This is a genomic window from Microcoleus sp. B4-C1 (assembly GCF_036705285.1).
In the GTDB taxonomy this organism is placed as follows: Bacteria; Cyanobacteriota; Cyanobacteriia; order Cyanobacteriales; family Microcoleaceae; genus Microcoleus.
Map to the genome: position 1 here is coordinate 34,712 of NZ_JAUBUC010000012.1, position 19,010 is coordinate 53,721.

21 protein-coding genes and 1 tRNA gene are annotated in these 19,010 nt (G+C 46.9%); 12 read left to right on the plus strand and 10 right to left on the minus strand.

The features are described from left to right. Positions 1-6 precede the first annotated feature (6 nt). Positions 7-495, plus strand: a complete 489-nt coding sequence (locus QUB26_RS07075; protein ID WP_333053288.1) for a GNAT family N-acetyltransferase — start codon at positions 7-9, stop codon at positions 493-495. Between the two features lie 274 nt (positions 496-769). Here the strand turns inward: QUB26_RS07075 and QUB26_RS07080 are convergent, their stop codons facing one another. The 7 genes from QUB26_RS07080 to QUB26_RS07110 form a co-directional block, all read right to left on the minus strand. Beyond that, on the minus strand, positions 770-1,705 hold the full coding sequence (locus tag QUB26_RS07080; protein ID WP_333236194.1) for a HAMP domain-containing sensor histidine kinase: 936 nt from the start codon (positions 1,703-1,705) through the stop codon (positions 770-772). A gap of 25 nt (positions 1,706-1,730) precedes the next feature. Beyond that, complete coding sequence (locus tag QUB26_RS07085; protein ID WP_333236192.1) at positions 1,731-2,324, minus strand: L-threonylcarbamoyladenylate synthase; 594 nt, start codon at positions 2,322-2,324, stop codon at positions 1,731-1,733. A 60-nt stretch (positions 2,325-2,384) separates the two neighbouring features. Next, positions 2,385-3,365 (minus strand): HemK/PrmC family methyltransferase, encoded by a 981-nt coding sequence (locus QUB26_RS07090; protein ID WP_333236191.1) that lies wholly within the window; start codon positions 3,363-3,365, stop codon positions 2,385-2,387. A 127-nt stretch (positions 3,366-3,492) separates the two neighbouring features. Next, the gene (locus QUB26_RS07095; protein ID WP_333236189.1) at positions 3,493-4,320 is read right to left on the minus strand and encodes a Tic22 family protein; all 828 of its coding nucleotides are present in this window, start codon (positions 4,318-4,320) and stop codon (positions 3,493-3,495) included. A 152-nt stretch (positions 4,321-4,472) separates the two neighbouring features. After that, positions 4,473-4,546: transfer RNA gene (locus tag QUB26_RS07100), tRNA-Pro, on the minus strand. 326 nt (positions 4,547-4,872) lie between these two features. Beyond that, positions 4,873-5,424: a GNAT family N-acetyltransferase gene (locus QUB26_RS07105; RefSeq protein WP_242725747.1), complete on the minus strand. Its 552-nt coding sequence runs from the start codon at positions 5,422-5,424 to the stop codon at positions 4,873-4,875. 205 nt (positions 5,425-5,629) lie between these two features. Next, a complete protein-coding gene (locus QUB26_RS07110; RefSeq protein WP_333236187.1) occupies positions 5,630-5,782 on the minus strand; it encodes a hypothetical protein in 153 nt (50 codons plus the stop codon). A gap of 289 nt (positions 5,783-6,071) precedes the next feature. Between QUB26_RS07110 and QUB26_RS07115 the strand changes: the two genes are divergently transcribed. The 8 genes from QUB26_RS07115 to lptC all read left to right on the plus strand — a co-directional run bounded on the left by QUB26_RS07115 (position 6,072) and on the right by lptC (position 14,368). Next, positions 6,072-6,797 carry a hypothetical protein gene (locus tag QUB26_RS07115; protein ID WP_006631881.1) on the plus strand — a complete coding sequence of 242 codons (726 nt, stop codon included), beginning with the start codon at positions 6,072-6,074 and terminating at the stop codon, positions 6,795-6,797. 681 nt (positions 6,798-7,478) lie between these two features. After that, entirely contained in the window at positions 7,479-7,694 is a 216-nt protein-coding gene (locus tag QUB26_RS07120; protein ID WP_333053293.1) for a hypothetical protein, read from the plus strand. A 102-nt stretch (positions 7,695-7,796) separates the two neighbouring features. Beyond that, positions 7,797-8,666, plus strand: a complete 870-nt coding sequence (locus QUB26_RS07125; protein ID WP_333236185.1) for an alpha/beta hydrolase — start codon at positions 7,797-7,799, stop codon at positions 8,664-8,666. A gap of 219 nt (positions 8,667-8,885) precedes the next feature. After that, positions 8,886-10,028: a heat-inducible transcriptional repressor HrcA gene (hrcA, locus tag QUB26_RS07130; RefSeq protein ID WP_445299590.1), complete on the plus strand. Its 1,143-nt coding sequence runs from the start codon at positions 8,886-8,888 to the stop codon at positions 10,026-10,028. A 175-nt stretch (positions 10,029-10,203) separates the two neighbouring features. Next, positions 10,204-10,380 (plus strand): hypothetical protein, encoded by a 177-nt coding sequence (locus QUB26_RS07135; protein ID WP_333236181.1) that lies wholly within the window; start codon positions 10,204-10,206, stop codon positions 10,378-10,380. Positions 10,381-10,671: 291 nt separating this feature from the next. Further along, positions 10,672-12,264: a methionine--tRNA ligase gene (gene metG, locus QUB26_RS07140; protein WP_333236178.1), complete on the plus strand. Its 1,593-nt coding sequence runs from the start codon at positions 10,672-10,674 to the stop codon at positions 12,262-12,264. Between the two features lie 105 nt (positions 12,265-12,369). Next, the gene (locus QUB26_RS07145) at positions 12,370-12,975 is read left to right on the plus strand and encodes a LabA-like NYN domain-containing protein (protein WP_006631885.1); all 606 of its coding nucleotides are present in this window, start codon (positions 12,370-12,372) and stop codon (positions 12,973-12,975) included. A 196-nt stretch (positions 12,976-13,171) separates the two neighbouring features. After that, positions 13,172-14,368 carry an LPS export ABC transporter periplasmic protein LptC gene (lptC, locus tag QUB26_RS07150; RefSeq protein WP_333236176.1) on the plus strand — a complete coding sequence of 399 codons (1,197 nt, stop codon included), beginning with the start codon at positions 13,172-13,174 and terminating at the stop codon, positions 14,366-14,368. A gap of 58 nt (positions 14,369-14,426) precedes the next feature. Here the strand turns inward: lptC and QUB26_RS07155 are convergent, their stop codons facing one another. Next, the gene (locus tag QUB26_RS07155) at positions 14,427-14,915 is read right to left on the minus strand and encodes a Uma2 family endonuclease (RefSeq protein ID WP_333302738.1); all 489 of its coding nucleotides are present in this window, start codon (positions 14,913-14,915) and stop codon (positions 14,427-14,429) included. 219 nt (positions 14,916-15,134) lie between these two features. Between QUB26_RS07155 and QUB26_RS07160 the strand changes: the two genes are divergently transcribed. Continuing rightward, entirely contained in the window at positions 15,135-16,385 is a 1,251-nt protein-coding gene (locus QUB26_RS07160; RefSeq protein ID WP_333317287.1) for a transposase, read from the plus strand. On the opposite strand, the gene QUB26_RS07165 is transcribed toward QUB26_RS07160, so the two are convergent. Then, positions 16,362-16,565: a hypothetical protein gene (locus QUB26_RS07165; protein WP_333247091.1), complete on the minus strand. Its 204-nt coding sequence runs from the start codon at positions 16,563-16,565 to the stop codon at positions 16,362-16,364. The two genes, QUB26_RS07160 and QUB26_RS07165, sit on opposite strands and share 24 nt — an antisense overlap. A 163-nt stretch (positions 16,566-16,728) precedes the next feature. Then, positions 16,729-18,177 (minus strand): signal recognition particle protein, encoded by a 1,449-nt coding sequence (gene ffh / locus QUB26_RS07170; RefSeq protein ID WP_333035131.1) that lies wholly within the window; start codon positions 18,175-18,177, stop codon positions 16,729-16,731. A gap of 307 nt (positions 18,178-18,484) precedes the next feature. Here ffh and QUB26_RS07175 point away from each other — a divergent pair, with 307 nt between their 5' ends. Further along, positions 18,485-18,709, plus strand: a complete 225-nt coding sequence (locus QUB26_RS07175) for a type II toxin-antitoxin system HicA family toxin (RefSeq protein ID WP_333208346.1) — start codon at positions 18,485-18,487, stop codon at positions 18,707-18,709. Continuing rightward, a complete protein-coding gene (locus QUB26_RS07180; RefSeq protein ID WP_190739090.1) occupies positions 18,706-18,933 on the plus strand; it encodes a type II toxin-antitoxin system HicB family antitoxin in 228 nt (75 codons plus the stop codon). Before QUB26_RS07175 ends, QUB26_RS07180 begins: the two co-directional genes overlap by 4 nt. The last annotated feature ends 77 nt before the right edge of the window (positions 18,934-19,010 follow it).

Sequence of the window (19,010 nt, forward strand, 5' to 3'; positions counted from 1 at the left end):
TTGAGCATGACATCAACGACTAGGGATTCCAGTCACATTCAATTTTGTATAGGTCGCGATCGCGCCGACATCGTACAGATCCAAGAACTATTTAAAGCCGCCGCCTTTTGGGCGAGGGAACGCAAGATAGAAGATTGGGAAATTGCGATCGCCAACAGCGAACCAGTTGTTACAGTGTGGGACGGCTCACGGGCGATCGGCTTTGCCAGAGCCACCTCAGATGGCATCTATCGAGCTACCATCTGGGATGTCGCCATTCACCCGGATTACCAAGGTGCAGGACTCGGCCGCAAATTAGTGCAAACCGTCTTGAGTCACCCTCGGATGTGCCGAGTAGAGCGAGTTTACCTGATGACAACTTACAAACAAAGCTTCTACGAGCGCATCGGTTTTCAGCAAAACGCTAGCACCACAATGGTACTTGAAAATCAGCTTCTAGAAGAGAATCTCGAATTAGAAATTAGCAACGGCGAATTGCTAACTGCTAATTGTTAAATACTCACAAGATTGGCACCAAAATCTATAATATGTAGGGTGCGTCAGGGCGCACCTTACTCCCTATAAATTACCCACAATCAGGACACAGCAGTGCCCTTTCCCTACAATTATCGGCAATCAGGACATACCAGTGCCGTTTCCCTACAATTAATAGAGCGATAGCTATATTAAATCCGTTAGGATTGCAACGATCTAAATGGAGGACACGGCAGTGCCCTGTCCCTACAATGTTCTCTCCCTTCTCCCTTCTTCCTTCTTCCTTCTTCCTTCATCAGAAAGTTGCCAAAGGAATAGAACACTGAGTCCGGTTAAAATTGCACTCTTCGGACTCAGAAGGCACAGCCAGAACCTCCAACTTTCCGCTCATCAAACTTAAAAGAGTCTGATTCATCAATAACCTCATTCCAGAAGACACCTGAGAATTATCGCTGCTCTTGGTAATATCACACTCCAAATTGTGCTTCAGCAAATCCCAAGACTCGCTCCAAGCACTCACTGAACGCTGATCGTCCACCCAAATGTGAACGCATCCAGATTCCGGCGAAGAATGCGCCGAAACAGAAATACTCCCCTCCTCCATCTGAGCAACAGCAGTATCTACCAAATTGACTAAAACTTGCCTAAACCTCGGCAAATCTGCCAATACATAAATCCCCGGATCTGGCGGCAATATCTCCAAACGAATGCCGCGATTAGCAGCTTGCAAGTAAGTTAAATCATCAACCTCGTCAAAAACCTTAGCTAACTGAATCGGCTCAATATCCATCCTTTCAGTGCCGTGTTCAGTTTTAGCAACAGAGATAATTTCATCTATTAATTTCACCAGCTTGAGTGCCGCGGCGTGAGCTTGCTCGACAAACTCTCGTTCCTCAGCAGGATCGTCGCACAAATCTGAGAGAATTAATTGCAGCGTACCAATCATAGTGCTCAGGGGCGATCGCAACTCGTGAGAAGTTCGAGCCAAAAAACCCGCCTTAAATTGGCTCATCTCCGATGCCATCTGATAAGCCAATTGAGTTTGCTTAAGTTGCTCGGAAAGGGCATCAAACTTCTCTAAGTGAATTTCTTGAGGAGGTGGGGCCACTTTGGGCGCCGGTTCGGGCTGTTGCGAGCTTTTTTGCCGCAGGCGCCAAATCAAACTGCTTCCCAAACCCAGCCCCAGTCCCATACCTAAATATATAAAGTTGCTCCAGCCGATCGGCGCCATATTGCTTTGCCTTGGAGTTTAGCTTTTAGCATTCTAACTCGATCGCGCCTTGTCGCAATATTTCCCACTCGCTGCCCGTCCATTTAGCCACAGTCGAAGGCAAACTCGAAGCTGTTGTCGCTGTTGCTAATTCAGAAGGAACTAATGTCAAGACTTCGGGAAACTGAGCCTCAATTTCTGCCACCGACTCCAGAGGCGGCTGGCCGGATAAATTAGCACTGGTAGTAGCCAAAGGGCCTGTCTGCTCTAGAATCTTTAGGGCAAGGGGAAAGTTAGGCACTCGTACTCCGATTGTAGTCCGATCGATGGGATTGAGAGCCGCCGGGACTTTTGCCGAAGCCGGCAGCACCAAAGTTAACGCCCCCGGCCAATAGGATTCGGCCACTTGCTGCCACAACTTTAACTCTGCTGGACTTCCCTGCACGTAAGGCCACAAAGCCTGGGCCGATGCTGCCATCAAAATTAGCGGTTTGTCTTGACTGCGGCGTTTAGCTGCAAAAATCAACTCCGAGCGATCGGGACGCGCAGCCAAAGCGGGTACAGTATCTGTAGGAAAACTGACGATATGATTACCAGAAATTGCCCCTTGAACTAGGGAGTCGATCGAAACTTGTGTCATGCCATTTTAGATTTTAGATTTTAGATTTTAGATTTTAGAATTGCGGCATATTCTTGAAACCTAAAGACGGTACGCTAAGGCAAACCGATCGATTCCTGCTAAATCAGCAAATATCTGAACTCGATCGTAACTCCCGTGACTTTGCAGCATATCAGCTACCGCCGCTTCTTGTCCCGCCATCATCTCGACCAACCAAACACCCCCAGATTCTAAATAATCGGGAGCCGTTTCGACCAAATGCCGGATGCACTCTAACCCGTCCAAACCGCCGTCTAAAGCCTGATGAGGTTCATGCTTCAAAACTTCCGGTTGCAGAGTCAGCACCGTGCTGCTGGGAATGTAAGGGGGGTTAGACACCATGCCGCTAACGCGACCTTTGAGAAATTCTAGCGGTTCCCACCACGAACCTTGATAAAAATTAATTCGCGATGCAAAACCCAAATTCTCAGCATTCAGTCGAGCCACTGCCAAAGCTTCCGAACTGCAATCTACCGCATAAACCCTAGCATTTGTCAACGCAGAAGCTAAGCCGATCGCGATCGCCCCGCTGCCTGTCCCCAAATCCACCCAATGCGATTGGGCAAATTCTCCCCCCCGAAGCTGGGAGAAGTTTAAATCTTCTCCCCCCCTTAGTAAGGGGGGGTTGGGGGGGGTAGATTTTTGATTGATATTTTCTGCTTCTAAACGGCTTTTAACAGCTTCTACAGCCAAATCGATCAGCAATTCCGTTTCAGGACGCGGAATTAGCACCGCCGGCGTTACTTTGAGCGAAAAATGCCGCCAATGTGCAACTCCCGTTAAATACTGCACCGGCACCCGTTGCTGCAAGCGCCGCTGCCACAATTGAGCAAGTTCAGATAAAGACAACTTTAATTCTATTTTTGGCCAATCTTTAAACGACTCCAAACGCAGAGCCAACCTATCCAAACCTGCCAGCTCTTGCAGCAGCCAGTCGATTTCTGCTAGGGGAATGTCATGGGCGATCGCCTCTGTTTTAGCTTGATTCACCCACTGCCAAAGCTCTAAACCAGAAACAAACATAAGACTTTTTGGGAATTGGGCATCGGGCATCGGGCATCGGGAATTGGTAACTAATGACAACAGACAACAGTCAACAGTTAACTGTCAACTGTCAACTGTCAACTGTCAACTGTCAACTGACTAAATATTAGCGAGCTGGAGCCGGAGAGGCTGGAGCCGGCCGAGCTGGAGCCGGAGCAACCTGTGGATTTTGGCCCGCACCGGCAGGTTGGAGCGATCGCACAAATTCCAGCGACTCCCGCGACGGAATCAAAATCATTTGGGTCAAAAACGGGTCGTTTTCAGTACGCAAAGCTTCCAAAACGCTCTCCAAGTTCACCACCTCAATCTTAATTGTGGCAGTCACGTTGGGCTGCTGCTGCTTAAAACGATCGACCATACCCTGTAAATCCTCCTTGTTAAAAAACAAGGGAATCACCTCTTGCTGACCCCGCTGAATCGTCAAATAACCATTTTCTGCGCCGCCTCTTGCCAAAAACAGAGGTACACCGTTGAACTCATTAACTTGTTGACCAGTCTGCTGAAGTACAGTTTTAGCCGACTGCACCTGCTGTGGAGCCGGAACGAAAGCAAATTGCACTTCCTCCGGCTTACCTTTATTTGCTTGAGTGAGCTGATAAATTTCGCCCAGGGATACTGGCATCACGCGCACCGTGGCCGCCAACTGAGGATTTCTGGTTTTCAGTTGATCGACAAAAGCTTGAGCATCTTTCTGGCTGATGAAAATTCCCGCCACGGAAGCATTACCAGTTTGACCCTCACCCTGCTTAGGAACAGAAGCGATCAAGGGCGCACCCTGAGCGTCTGTAATCGTAAATACCGGCACCGAGCGCAATTTTTCCAAAATTTGCGGCTCCGGCAGTGCCAGTGCAGACATCTTGCCAATTGGGGAGGGGCCCAGCAGAGTGCTGCCGACAATTCCCAATATTGCGCCCAAACGAACTAATGATTTCATGTTTTTTCCATCAGGAGCGATCCTGAAACACATTAACGCAAAGACTCGCGCTTTCACACGATCGGCAAAAACTGCCTCAATTTGTTTTCATTTTGACGAAATGTAAACATCAGAGACAGTTCTGCTTCAATCTATTATTTAACATTGTCCGATCGGGATGACAGGATTTGAACCTGCGACATCCTGCTCCCAAAGCAGGCGCGCTACCAAGCTGCGCTACATCCCGGTGTTATAGTTAGCTAACCTCTAACCATTAACACACAAAACCGCTTGCTTGTCAAGCTTTATTAAATATTTAGCTCTCGATGGAGCTAAGGCGAAGTTTTTTTCAGGTTGTGCGGTTTGACGCCACCCAAAAACCGATACCACCCCCTGACTCCTATCGCGATCTGCTCAAATCGACTGACAATACTTGCACAGCTTTATAACTGCCCTGATGCCGGGATACATCCAAGCGTAAGTGAGGGCAGCGCACAGGTGCAGTCGGTGTTGGCAGCGTCAATATTGTATTGTAGATCCTCAACAAATCAACGCCGACCTGCACCTCGCTCGCTAATCAGGATACCAAAACATACCTTTAATCCCCTCTGGATCGGACATAAAGCCCAAATTGCGGTAAAAATCCACCACTTGAGGGTCAGCAAATAAGGTAATGTTGCTGATATCTTCACTGCGGAGTTTTTTAATGATGTATTTCATCAGCGCCTTGCCCATGCCTTTGCCCTGGTAGTCGGGATGAACTACCACATCCCAAAGCGTGGCATTAAAAGCATGGTCTGAAGTCGCTCTGGCGAAACCCACCAGCCGTCGCTGGCTGCCCCGCATCTCCCACATAGAGACGACTAGGAAGCTGTGCACAATAGCTTTTTTGACTTTACGCAGGGGACGGCGGGACCAACCCACTGCATTACAAAGTTCTTCGAGTTCGTAGAGGTCAATGTCCCGATCGCAACTGAAAAAGATGCGAGCGTTTCCGCTGGCGGGCTTGCGAAACGTTGGGGAAAGCGGATCGCCTAACCCAACAGCCACATCTTCCTCAAAATCCGCTGTTTGGGGTACAGAGGCAGACTCAGAACTACTAAATAAGTTTTTCCAAAAACCCATGCAGGCGCGGTTAAGGTAGTAGAAGTTGGACGACGAGAAAGAGAACCAGACATATAAACCCACTCCGATCGGCGTAGGATCAATTGCCGGTAGCCTCTTGAGGAACAGTTTACGGTACACTCATCTTACGCCGAAAACAGGGATTTGTCGTCCAACATTGAGTCTGCGCTTTTTTTATTCTGTCAAGTCTGGTAGAACTGTTCTGCTAGCCAGTGCCCAGACAACCCGCTTTTAAGGTAAAATTTGTTGCCGAACCAGGACAGAGGTATATTGGGAAATGCTTCTTTTGAGTGCCGCCGATCGCGCCGGAACTTATACCCTTGGTGGGAAATACCACTGGAATGGCGCAACGTGACATTCTCGTGATAAGTTCTCAGACCACGAATTTCTTGATGGTACAAGCCCCCGGATTTATCCGTGGAATCAATCCCAAATCGAAAATCGAAAATCCTCAAGCCCCCGCATTTATCCGTGGGGTCGCCTCTAAAATCTAAAATCTAAAATCTAAAATCGATTGACAGATTTGACTTTTGCTTTTAGTGAGGAGACGGGCACAATTTAAGTCGAATCGTCGAATCGAAAATCCCATTGCCATAAGGCATGGAAGAGTCAATACCTAGTATATCTCCCGCACCTTCTCCTCAATTATGGCTTCGGGTTTAAAACCATCTACACTAGAACTTCTCAAGCGCTTTAACCGAGCGTTTCCGCAGTTTTATGAGCAATTTGTCAGCAGCGAAATCCAGTTGCAAAACCTCAAATTAGCTTACCAGCTTTACAAAACTCGGCAAGCAGTCATCGAAATCCGAGCCGAAGGTAACAAAAGTGCCCTGCATTTTGCTTACCGGAACCAGTCTTTTCTATTGAGCGATATTTTTGGAGTGCTCGCGGCCTACGGGCTGACAATTCACAGTCTGAGTCTGTACGGTCAAATTTACCCCCCGATGCTGGTATTTATCAAATTGGTCGTATCTCGCGGTGGCAAGGTACTGGCAGATAAAACAGCAGAAAACGTCTGTAGAGCCGTTCGAGAGGCATTGGCGGGGCATTTTGAGGTTGAAGAGATGTTGGCGGTGGAATTTAATTTAGACGCGGGTTTGGAAGATGTGGCAACTGAATTCTACGTCGATCCGGTTTTCCACTTGCCAGCTTTGCTGATTGAAGCAGATAATCAGCCTGGACTTTTTTATAAAGTTATGTATGCCATCTGGCAAGAGGATTTATTGGTAGTAAATGCTAATTTGCTAGTTTGGCGGGGGCGAACTCGCCTGATTCTCTACTTGTTGGGGCCCAATGAAAGTTTAATTCCCGAATATCTGGGGCAAAAAATCGCTGAGGGGGTGCGACAAAGATTGCTAGGCGAGCGATTTTAGGGCAAGCTGCCGATGCTCCCTAAATAACTCGATTTCTATAAATATAGCAATCCTCGCCTCATTTGTAAAAATATGTAGGGGTAGTGCTACCCCTCCTCCCCGTGCCTACCCCAGCCTGCATCGGGGCAACCGGGCGTGGGGAGAGCCCCTACAAGAATTACACGAATCATTTAGGATTGCTATAGACATTAGTTTGCAGAAGTTTTCCAGTGAGATAGGATAAAAAGCTCGGCAACATTTTTCGTACAAACGAGTGTAGATAGCGGTTCTCATAAACATGGGACACGCCGAAACGATGTTGTCAATCTTTTTAAGTTTTACAGCGCCTATTTACTTAAATAAGATCGCGGGACTACAGGCAAAAGTCGCAAATATCCGCAAAAATGCGCTCCATAAAATTATGTATCACTTCGCCCAAAACTAGCGATAGGTAACGCTAGCTAGAGAATTAAGAGATTAAATAAATTGTTGTATGCTAAAAATTTAGTTGGTTGAATAGTTGAAGGTAGGAAGTACGATTTTTTTTTGTAAGTAACCTACAAAAAAATATAATTTGACACTGGAACACCGAGAGTTAACAACTTTCAAATCGACCAATTTTGGGAAAATTATTGCCACAAAATATCCTTAAAAAATCGCGTTGATTTATGTCGCAATTGCGCTCATACAGCAGAGAGAAATTTGAATACTGCAAAAAACATAGAACGCTGGTTTGAAGGAATATTTATTCTCGGCCGATCGCATAAAAGGGCAAGCTATGCCAAGATTGCCCGTGCAGTGGACAAAAGTAGCGTCAGCGACCGCGCGTTGCACCAGGAAGTAAGCGGTAAATCGATAAAGTTGAGTATTTTTGACTTAACTTATAGCGCTTGTTGGGTAGATGAGGTAAACAATTGAACTGAAAAAGCTTGAGAACACAGGATTTCGGCGTACTCTCTCTTTCTGAGAAAGGCTATACATAGGTTTACATCGGTCTTATGGAGCGGGTAGGATAAAAGTATGGCAACAATCGACATCCTAGGGGTTCGGCACGCTTACGATTTGACGGCTCCGACTTCAACTTCCCCGGTTCTGGTATTTGTCCACGGCTGGCTGTTAAGCCGCCACTACTGGCAACCTTTGACCGATCGCTTGGCATCAAACTATCAGTGCCTTACCTACGATTTGCGGGGGTTTGGCGATTCTCAATCCGACGGTGGCCTTCATCATGGGCATTCCGAACCGCTAAATTCCTGCTACACTCCGGCAGCTTACGCTCGCGATTTGGAAATTTTACTCGAAAAACTCGATATATCTTCTGCTTGGCTGGTGGGACACTCTCTGGGCGGTACGATCGCCCTTTGGGGAGCCAGCAAATTCTCCGATCGCGTTAAAGGCGTGGTCTGCATCAATGCAGGGGGCGGCATCTATCTTAAGGAAGAATTCGAGCGGTTTCGAGCGGTAGGCAAGCAGCTAGTGACAATGCGTCCCGGCTGGCTGCCTCGGTTGCCGTTAGCAGATTACGTGTTTGCCCGCGATTCTGTAGCCCGCTCGATCGGCAGATCCTGGGGAAGGCAGCGCTTAATAGATTTCGTGGGAGCTCATCCAGAGGCAGCTTTGGGGGCTTTGTTGGACTCCACCACAGAAGCGGAGATTCACCTCTTGCCGCAAATAGTATCCCGACTCAAGCAGCCTGTTTATTTTATTGCCGGTACTAAAGACAAAATTATGGAACCAAAATACGTGCTGCATTTGGCTAGCTTTCACTGGATGTTCCAAGGTTGCGGCGAGAATGTCCTTCAGCTTCCCGATTGTGGTCATTTGGCAATGGTGGAACAGCCGGATGCAGTGGCTAGTTACCTGCAAAATATTCTGAAAGAACATGATTAGATGGCATGGGGCATGGGGCATGGGGCATGGGGCATGGGGCGTTAGAACTTACAAATAACCAATAACCAATAACCAATAACCAATAACCAATAACAACTGACTTCTTCCTTAACCTAAAATCTGTTATGTTTAAAGAGGTAAGTCTGCCCGATCGCCCTTTTGGTACAGACGTTTCGATTAATATAGCGACTTTCAACTCTAAATTCTAATTCTGCTTAAATATCTGTGCGCGTTAACCTCACCGATCGGCAACAACACATCCTTTGGGCAACGGTTCGCCACTACATAGCAACAGCGGAACCCGTTGGCTCAAAAGCTTTGGCTGACGAATTCAACCTCAGCGTCAGCCCAGCTACAATTCGCAATGCGATGGGGACTCTTGAAAAAGCTGGACTGCTTTATCAGCCCCACACTTCGGCAGGACGAGTCCCCTCTGACTCCGGCTACCGAATTTATGTAGACCAGTTGATTCAGCCGTCTGATACGCTGGCCCGCAAGGTGGAACAGGTACTAGACCAACTCAATTGGTCGGATGGTCGCATGGACGCGGCACTCCGCGGCGCTGCTCAAATCCTGGCAACTATCAGCGGTTACATAGCCATGATCACCATACCGCAAACCAATATGGCTTGCTTGCGCCACTTGCAACTGGTGCAGCTAGAGCCGGGAAAGGTGATGCTGATAGTGGTGACGGATGCCTACGAAACTCAGTCGGTTTTGGTGCAGTTGCCGAGGGATGCAGAAGGTAACACGCCTGATGCCGAAATTGTCGATCGCCAGTTGCAGATTTTGTCGAATTTTTTGAACAGCAAGTTGCGGGGACGATCGCTCTCGGAAATCTCGGCTGTAGACTGGAGCGAGTTAGACCGCGACTTTGAGCTGTACGCTGAGTGGATGGGAACCATGCTGACTGCTTTGAGCAGCCGCCAAAGCAATCCAACCTACACGCGGATTCTGATCGGCGGTTTGGCAGAAGCGCTGCGCTTGCCTGAGTTTTCGCAGTTGCAGCAAGTTCAAACCCTGGTGCAATTGCTCGAACAAGAGCAGGAACTGCTTTGGCCTTTGATTTTTGAATCGCCTGAGTTGGACATTCCCGGCAAGCGGGTAACGGTGCGTATTGGTTCGGAAAATTCTTTAGAACCAATTCGTGGCTGTACTCTGATTTCTTCGACTTACCGCCGGGGATCGGTGCCGGTGGGTAGTGTTGGGGTTTTGGGACCGACGCGGATGGTTTACGAAAATGCGATCGCGGTTGTGGAAGCTGCAGCCGATTATTTGTCAGAAGCTATTGGCGGAAATCGAGTTAGTTTTCCTGATGGCGATCGAGGGCGATCGGATAATCCTTTGTTAGATGCACCCTAATTTGATAGCCCCAAGCTTAACTGGCTTGGGGTTTTATTGTCTGTGGATGTACTCGCAACCTTTAAAAACAGGGTTTGGTGACAAAAAACCTAGGCTTTTATACTCTTTTTGAGGCAAGAAACTAAAGCTTCGCGGTTGACAAGAGAGTTTTGTAAACAACCCGGTTTCTGTGTCCATGAGCGGCTCGGAAAGTGGCAGGAGTTGCGGGCGATCGACTTTCCAGCGATCGCGAGAAAGAGATGGCGATGGTGAGCGATCGGGCCTTCGCAGAAAGTGGCCGCGGATCGTTAGTCGAACGGCGGGTTTAGCAGCCCAACTGACGAGTTTTGTTGCCAACCGGGTGGGCTGCTAAAACCGCTCTAGGGATAGCGGCTATGACCAATGAATAGATGAGGCGTCCACCCTGGGAGCGTCGATTCCCAAGGCAGCAGAATGTCAAAATATTAAGACATTTTAGAGAGTTCGTCAAAAACAACTAAAAAAGATTAGTGTGGATAGGAAAGCAATATTTCTTTTGGGAATAGCCCGGGTTAGACAATTGCAAATAACTTGCAGTGAATTTGGCTTGATTGCCACTCCATAAAAAATTTAACCGCTGAGTTAAGATCGAAACGAAATTTAGGGAATTTTCTTTTAGCATTCAATGAAATCGACTGATAAAACTAAGAATACCTTTGCGATAACAACGCCTCTGTATTATGTAAACGATTTACCTCACGTTGGCAGCGCTTATACGACTATGGCTGCGGATGCCCTAGCGCGATTTGAGCGGCTGCGGGGAAAATCTGTTTTGCTGGTTACGGGGACGGATGAACACGGGCAGAAAATTCAGCGGACAGCCGAGAGTTTGGGACGATCGCCCCAAGCTCACTGCGATTCAGTGGTTCCGGCGTTTGAGACGCTTTGGGAGCAACTCGATATCCAGTACGATCGGTTCATTCGCACAACTTCGCGGCGTCACGAGTACATTGTCAAAGAATTTTTCCAGCGCGTCTGGAACTCCGGCGACATCTACTTGAACCAGCAACAAGGCTGGTACTGCGTCTCCTGTGAAGAATTTAAGGATGAACGGGAATTGTTGCCGGGAAATCGGTGCTCTGTCCACACCAGCAAGGAAGTTGAGTGGCGCGACGAGGAAAATTACTTTTTCCGTCTGTCACGGTATCAAGACCAACTGCTGGCATTGTACGCAGAACGTCCCGACTTCATCGCGCCGGAAAGCCGACGCAACGAAGTGCTCAGTTTCGTCAACTCTGGACTGCAAGACTTTTCCATTTCTAGAGTGAATCTCGCATGGGGTCTGCCAATGCCAGTTGACCCCAGTCACAGCATCTACGTGTGGTTTGACGCTTTGCTGGGATACGTCACCGCCTTGCTAGATCCTGACAGCGACCCGATTTTGGAGAATGCTTTATCTAAATGGTGGCCGGTTGACTTGCACTTGATCGGCAAAGATATTCTTCGCTTCCACGCAGTTTACTGGCCGGCAATGCTGATGTCAGCGAATCTACTGGTGCCGGGTCGCGTTTTCGCACACGGGTTTTTGACCAAAGACGGCAAAAAAATGGGGAAAACGGAGGGTAATACTTTAAACCCTGTCGAATTGGTCAACAAATACGGCGCTGACGCAGTACGTTACTATTTCCTTAAAGAAATTGAGTTCGGAGAGGACGGCGATTTTAACGAAACTCGGTTTATCAATATATTGAATGCTGAGCTAGCAAATGATTTGGGGAATTTGCTTAATCGTACCCTAAACATGGCTCGCAAATATTGCGGTGCCTGCGTACCAAATGTGTTGGGAGAAAACATTGAGGGCGATAACCTTCTCAAGGCTATGAGCCTGGATTTGGGCGATCGAGTAGCGGGTTTTTACGAAGAGTTGGCTTTTAGCAAGGCTTGCGAAGCCGTGCTTGCATTAGTGCGAGCCGGGAACAAGTTTATTGACGTGCAAGCACCTTGGAGTTTGTACAAGCAGGGACAGATCGAAAGTGTTGAACAAGTGCTATATTCTGTTCTGGAATCTGTTAGACTAGCATCTTACCTTTTATCGCCCATTATTCCCAATATCAGCAACGCTATCTATCAACAGCTAGGTTTTTCAATTGACTTTAACGATCGGGTTACAGTTAACAGTTTAGCGAATTTTGCAGCTCATGCTGCCTGGGGCGCTTTGCCGGCAAACCAAACTCTGGGGGAACCCCAACCTGTTTTTAAGCGGATCGAACTGCTGTAAACAGTACCTTCATAGTTGGCAGCCAGCGCTCTGGGTGTGATGACAGACTACGAATTAGCAGTTATTTCCTTACCAATCTTTCATAAAAATCGAGGCATAACAATCATGTTGAATAGAATAGAAAGCAACGACCTTTTTACGCCGGAACAGGTACTAGAAAATCGTGGTAGAGTGGCAATTTTTATTGACGGTTCTAACCTTTTTTACGCGGCTTTGCAGTTAGGAATTGAGATTGATTACACTAAGCTGCTGTGCCGTTTAACTGCGGGATCGCGGCTGCTGCGCTCTTTCTTCTACACGGGTGTCGATCGCACTAACGAGAAACAGCAGGGGTTTTTGCTGTGGATGCGCCGCAACGGCTACCGCGTGATTTCTAAGGATTTGGTACAGTTGCCAGATGGTTCTAAGAAGGCGAATTTGGATGTAGAAATCGCTGTGGATATGATGGCTTTAGTCGGGTCTTACGACACGGCGGTTTTGGTGAGCGGTGACGGCGATTTGGCTTATGCTGTAGACGCTGTGAGCTATCGCGGTGTGCGGGTAGAGGTGGTGAGTTTGCGATCGATGACGAGCGACAGTTTGATTAATGTAGCCGATCGCTATATCGATTTGGAAATGATTAAGGACGACATCCAAAAAACATCGCGCCCTAATTATGCTTACCGCCCTTTGTCTGGTTTGAGCTTGATGGAGGAACACGACGACAGATAGGGATTTGGTAATGGGTAATTGGTAAGGGTTAATAGGTGATGATTAATGGGTTGAATCATTGAGAATTAGAAGTTAAAAATTTAGACAAAGCATGACACATTTTTAATTTTTGATTAAGTGTTTTTCACGACCCAATTATCAATTACCAATTCCCCATTCCCATTCCCAATTACCTATTATCAATTCCCTATTCCCAATGATTCATCTCCAATCCCAAATTCCCAATCTCAACTCCCCAAAATTGAGGCTGCTATTTTTAGCAGCACTGATTTTGGGGATTGGTGCTTGTGCAGTTCCGCAAGAGACTCAAAAGAACAAATTAGCTGAGGATCTCCAAACTGCTCAACAGTCAAACAGCACTTTAACTTTAAACAAAGTAACTCTAGAACAAGCAAACGAAAAGGGCGAGACGTTCTGGAAAGTCAACTCACAAAATGCCGTTTACAGCAAAGACAAAAAAATAGTTAACGTTCAGAAACCTGTAGGCAAATTGTTTCAAGATGGCAAAGAAATTTACGATATTCAGGGAGAAACTGGCCAGGTATTTCAGGAAGGAAATCAAGTTTTTCTCAAAGGTAACATAGTCGCTACTGACCTTAAAAATGGAGTGGTATTGCGGGGAAATGAGTTGGAGTGGCGGCCAAAGGAGGATGTTTTAGTTGTCCGCAACAATTTGACGGGAGAGAACAAACAGGTGACGGCTTCAGCGAAGGAAGCGCGGGTTTTCACTAGGGCTAAGAGGATGGAGTTATTCGGCTCTGTGGTGGCGAATGTTAAAGATCCGGTTTTGCAATTGCGAACCGAGCACTTAGTGTGGTTTATGGATCAACAAAAGGTAAACAGCACCAAACCTACTCAAATTGACAGATACAAAGATAAAATAGTAACAGACAGCGGTTTTGCCGACCAAGTAGATGTAGACTTAAAAACCAAGATTGCGACGCTGACAAAAAACGCTCAGTTGATGCCTTCAGATCCGCCGCTGCAAATAGAAAGCAGTTTGATGAGTTGGAATTTTCCGGCGCAATCTGTGATATCGCCCGGGCCTGTGAAGGTTTTTCACCGCGTGGAAAAGGTGACGATGACTGGGGATACGGGGCGGGGAGATTTAGAGAAAAAAGTTTTTTATTTGACGGGCAATGTGGTAGGAATTGGGGAAAAACGTCAAGCTCAATTAAATACCGATCGCGTAACGTGGTATTTAACTAATCAGACTTTTGATGCAGAAGGAAATGTGGTTTATCGGCAGCTAAATCCGGTGTTTAATTTGACTGGGCCGAGGGCGGCGGGAGAGTTGAAAAATCAAACTGTGATTGTTAAAGGCGACGGTGGTGGCGGCCAAGTGGTTACGGAATTTGTACCGGATGAGTATCAGGGAACTTTGGGAGAGTAGATGGGATTGCAACCGCAGATGTTGGCAGATGGACGCATGAACGCTGTATGAATGCTGTTTATCGCCACACTCGCCTCAAATTCAATACAAATCCCGGCAATACATCTTCGCCAGACAACTCGGCTGGATTGATCGATATTTCTACTTCTGCCTGCTGTCGGTAAATCTCTACCCGCCGATTTTGCGGGTCAATCAACCAGCCCAATCTCGCCCCGTTGTCGATATATTCCCGCATTTTAGTTTGCAGGGTGGAGAGACTGTCGGAGGCCGATTCCCTACGGGATAGCTTCGCTTCACGCAATTCTACTACAAAGTCGGGGCACAGCGGAACAAAGCCTTTGCGTTCTTGTGCAGTTAGTGCTTCCCAGCGAGTTCGACTCACCCAGGAAGCGTCGGGAGAACGGCGAGCACCGTTAGGAAGGATGAATCCGGTAGAAGAGTCAAAGCCTTCTCCTAAATCTTCGTTTGCTTCACACCAGTTGCCTACTTGCGTACTGATACTGAGGTTGCGGCTGCCTGATTCGCCTCCGGTGGGTGGATTCACCAAAAAAACTGGGTCTGAAGCCCCGTCCTTCGCTTGACGGCTTTTCTTTGACTTTGAGGCTCCTGATTAACTCCCTAAGTACGTCGGTTTTAGTCCTGCCTACAGCTTTGCAGTGTTCTTCAAGAATTTTAAATTCAGACTCTTGAATCCGAAAATCTAAACGTTTCTTCATGATTTTATCCGGTGTTTTGCTGTACAATTGTATAACAAGGAGGATAACTCATGTTTGGCTGTCAACAAAACTTAATTCGAGCTGACTCAGAGATTAAGGCGATTCTCGAATATCTGTGTTCAGAGTCTGCAAAACTTTCTAATTGCGGGACTTACTATGCCCGCCAGCTATATTTTAAAACTGGCAAGGTTCCGAACCGCGCTCAGTTGCACAAGGTTCTAGGAACCGAAAATCGAAATCGACACTATCAAGCATTTTACTCTGATACAGCCCAACAAATCCTGACGGGTGTAGCAGAGTCTTTCAAGTCTTTTCTAGGACTAATGAAAGCGTTTAAAAATGGGATAATTATAGACCGCCCTAAGCTGCCGAAATATCGTCAAGGCGGAAGGGCTGTGGTGACGTTTACAGGTAGGTCGGTAAAACTCAAAGACGGAATGTTGAGATTTCCCCTAGGCAGTAAGGTTAAAGCGTGGTTTGGTTTAGATGCGTTTTACTTGCCTATGCCTTCTAATCTTGATTTCAAGGAGATTCGAGAATATCGCATTCTTCCTCGAAACGGCTGCTTCTACCTAGAATTTGTCTACAAAACTACTGAAGTCCAATCAGATGTAGACCCTGCCAGATGCTTGATGATTGACCACGGTATCGATAATTGGCTAACTTGTGTGAGCAACGTTGGTACAAGTTTTATTGTCGATGGTAAGCATTTAAAATCTCTCAACCAAGGTTACAACAAGCAAGTTGCATTTCTGATGAATGGGAAAGCTAACGGGTTTTGGTCTAAAAGACTTGCCAGTATAACCGAGAAACGAAATCGTCAGATGAGAGATGCCGTCAACAAGGCAGCCCGGAAGGTAATTAATCATTGTTTAAACAATCAAATAGGAACGGTTGTATTCGGATGGAATAAAGGACAAAAAAATTCTGCCAATATGGTTCGCAAAACTAATCAAAAGTTTGTGCAAATCCCTACGGGCAGATTGAAAGATAGGATTGCTCAACTGTGCGAGCAATACGGTCTGAGATTTGTTGAGACTGAGGAGTCTTATTCGTCTAAGGCTTCGTTTGTCGATAATGATTTGCTACCTACAATCGGCGAGAAACCCGAAGGGTGGCTTCCAAGTGGCAAACGAATTAAGCGTGGCTTGTACCGAACTGCACAGGGCTGGCTAATTAATGCAGATTGTAATGCCTGCGGAAATATTGGTAGAAAAGTAGCGGTGATGCTTGGACTCGCTCTAAGCGGAATCAGTAGGGGTGAATTGACAGCACCTTTAAGACAGAAATTGTGGTCTTAAGAATCCTCGTCGCTTCAGCGCGAGGAGTGTCAATATTAATTCTCCTTCTGCGGTTCTTTCTAATCTCAAGTCGGGATTTGCCAATGCTAGGATATCGAATTGTTCGCCTGTGACAAAAAGGGCGATCGCATTTGGCAATTCTATAGAGATTGTTTCTGGTTCAGTAAATATTTGTACCATCTTCAATTCCAGTTTTTTTTAGATTGAACTCGGCAACAAGAAAAAATTAAAGGGCCCTCGCACGGGGTGGGGCGGGTTTACGAGATTGTGTGTTTTAGGCAATTATGATCGGTGAACCCGCCCCTACAAATTTTTGACAATCGTGCAATATGTTTGACGCTTTCTACAACTGTCCGAAACCTTTTTTTGGCTTATCTTTTTTCTTTTTCTTCTTCTGCTGGGCACCCATATAGCCGCGGGAACCGGGCTGCATTCCGGGACCGCCCATTCCGGGCATTCCGGGCATTCCGGGCAATCCTCCCATTCCTGTAAAGTTGCCTTGACTCATTTGCTGCATCATTGTACGCATTTTCTGGAAATCGCTCACCAGCTTAGTTACGTCGTTTTCTGCGTAGCCGGCGCCTTTGCCAATGCGGCGGCGGCGGGATGGAGAACTTGCTAAAAGTTCGGGGTTGCGGCGTTCTTCAACTGTCATGGAATTGATCATGGCTTCGGTGCGTTTTAGCTGCACTTCTCCCTGCCGCATTTGTTCATCTGAGAGTTTGTTCATCCCCGGAATCATTTTCATGATGCCACCGAGGGAACCCATATTTTTTAACAGTCTGGTTTGCTTGAGAAAGTCGGTAAAGTCGAACTTTGCCGTGAGCATTTTCTCTTGCATTTTCTCGGCGTCGGCGATGTCGAATTCTTCTTGCGCTTTTTCTACTAGCGTCAAGACATCGCCCATGCCGAGTATTCTCGATGCCATGCGATCGGGATAAAATGGTTGCAAGGCTTCCACTTTTTCGCCGACGCCGACAAATTTAATCGGCGCGCCGGATATTTGCCGCACGGATAAGGCTGCACCCCCGCGGCTGTCCCCATCTAATTTGGTTAAGATTGCGCCGGTAATGCCGATTTGTTCGTGAAAGGTACGGGTTAAATTTGCTGCTTCTTGGCCGGTCATGGCATCAACAACTAACAGCGTTTCGTGGGGTTGTACTGTTTGTTTGATGCGGCCCAATTCTGCCATCATGTCTTGGTCGATTTGCAGGCGGCCTGCTGTATCGACGATGATGGTATCAATGCCGATTTGTTTGCCGTGTTCGATGCCTTGGCGGGCAATTTCTACGGGGTCAATGTCTTTGCCTAATTCAAATACGGGTACGTCGATTTGTTTGCCAAGTGTGAGCAATTGGTCGATCGCCGCAGGTCGGTAAATGTCGGTTGCGACTAGCAGTGCGGTACGATTTTGTTTGCGGAGGTGCAGCGCTAGTTTGGCGGTAGCTGTGGTTTTCCCGGTTCCTTGCAAACCTGCCATCAGGATAACTGTGGGCCCGGATTCGGCGGTGGCGAGGGGTACGTTGGTTTCCCCCATGACGCGCACGAGTTCGTCGTGGACGATTTTAATGAATTGTTGGTCGGGACGGACGCCTGAAACGACTTCTGCGCCTTGTGCTTTTGCGGCTACCTCTCCGATGAAGTTTTTGACGACTTGGAGGTTGACATCGGCTTCCAGGAGGGCGCGGCGGACTTCTTTGAGCGCGTCTTGGATGTTGGACTCGGAGATTTTATTTTGTCCGCGCAGTTTTTTCCAGGTGGATTCGAGTCGATCGGCAAGGGCTTCAAACATAGGGCATTGTTGGCTAGTCAGTCTTTTTAATTTTAAGGCTAAATGGGGCTGTTTGGATTAATGTTTTGCTAATTTTTCAATAATCCTTTCAGGGCGGGCTAGAAGCCCAACCCACAAGCAAATTATTCATGTGTTGTGGAACAGGCATCTTGCCTGTTCCTAAAACTGCTATAAGATGTGAGTTTTTACGCGGATTGATGCTGAAACTACTTCAAATTCATGTAGTAGGGTACGTTTTGACAAACCCTACTTTCTGGAATAGGATTAAACTATTTCCGTCACCTTGCCACAATTTTAATGTCTGCTTATGCCCAAAAAGATTCGAGAGCTCAAAAGCCTGCTGCTAAAAGCTGGGTTTACTTATCGTTCGGCAAAAGGCAGCCATACAAGATGGGTTCATCCCTTACTACCTAATGAACCAATTACTATTGCTGGAAATGATGGCGATGATGCGAAACTGTATTTAGAGAGAGAAGTTAATCGAAAAATTGGAATATTGAAAGCAATTGAAGAAGAGGAACCTGAATCATGAAATTACCTTATATAATTGTTATTCAATGGTCGGATGAAGATAACTGCTACCTAGTTCACTTACCTGATTTTCCATCTCAGCAGTTCCACACTCATGGAGATACCTACGAAGAAGCTTTGCAGAATGCAGTAGAGGTATTAGAGCTTTTAGTTGAAGAATATCAGGTAGATGGTAAATCTCTCCCAGAACCTAAAACTCTAGTAGAAAACTTGCTGTTTGCTTGATTATTGATTTGAAGCGATCGCCCTTCCCAAAAAAACAGGCGATCTTATGTAGAAGGGCGATTGTTTTTATATCTGGA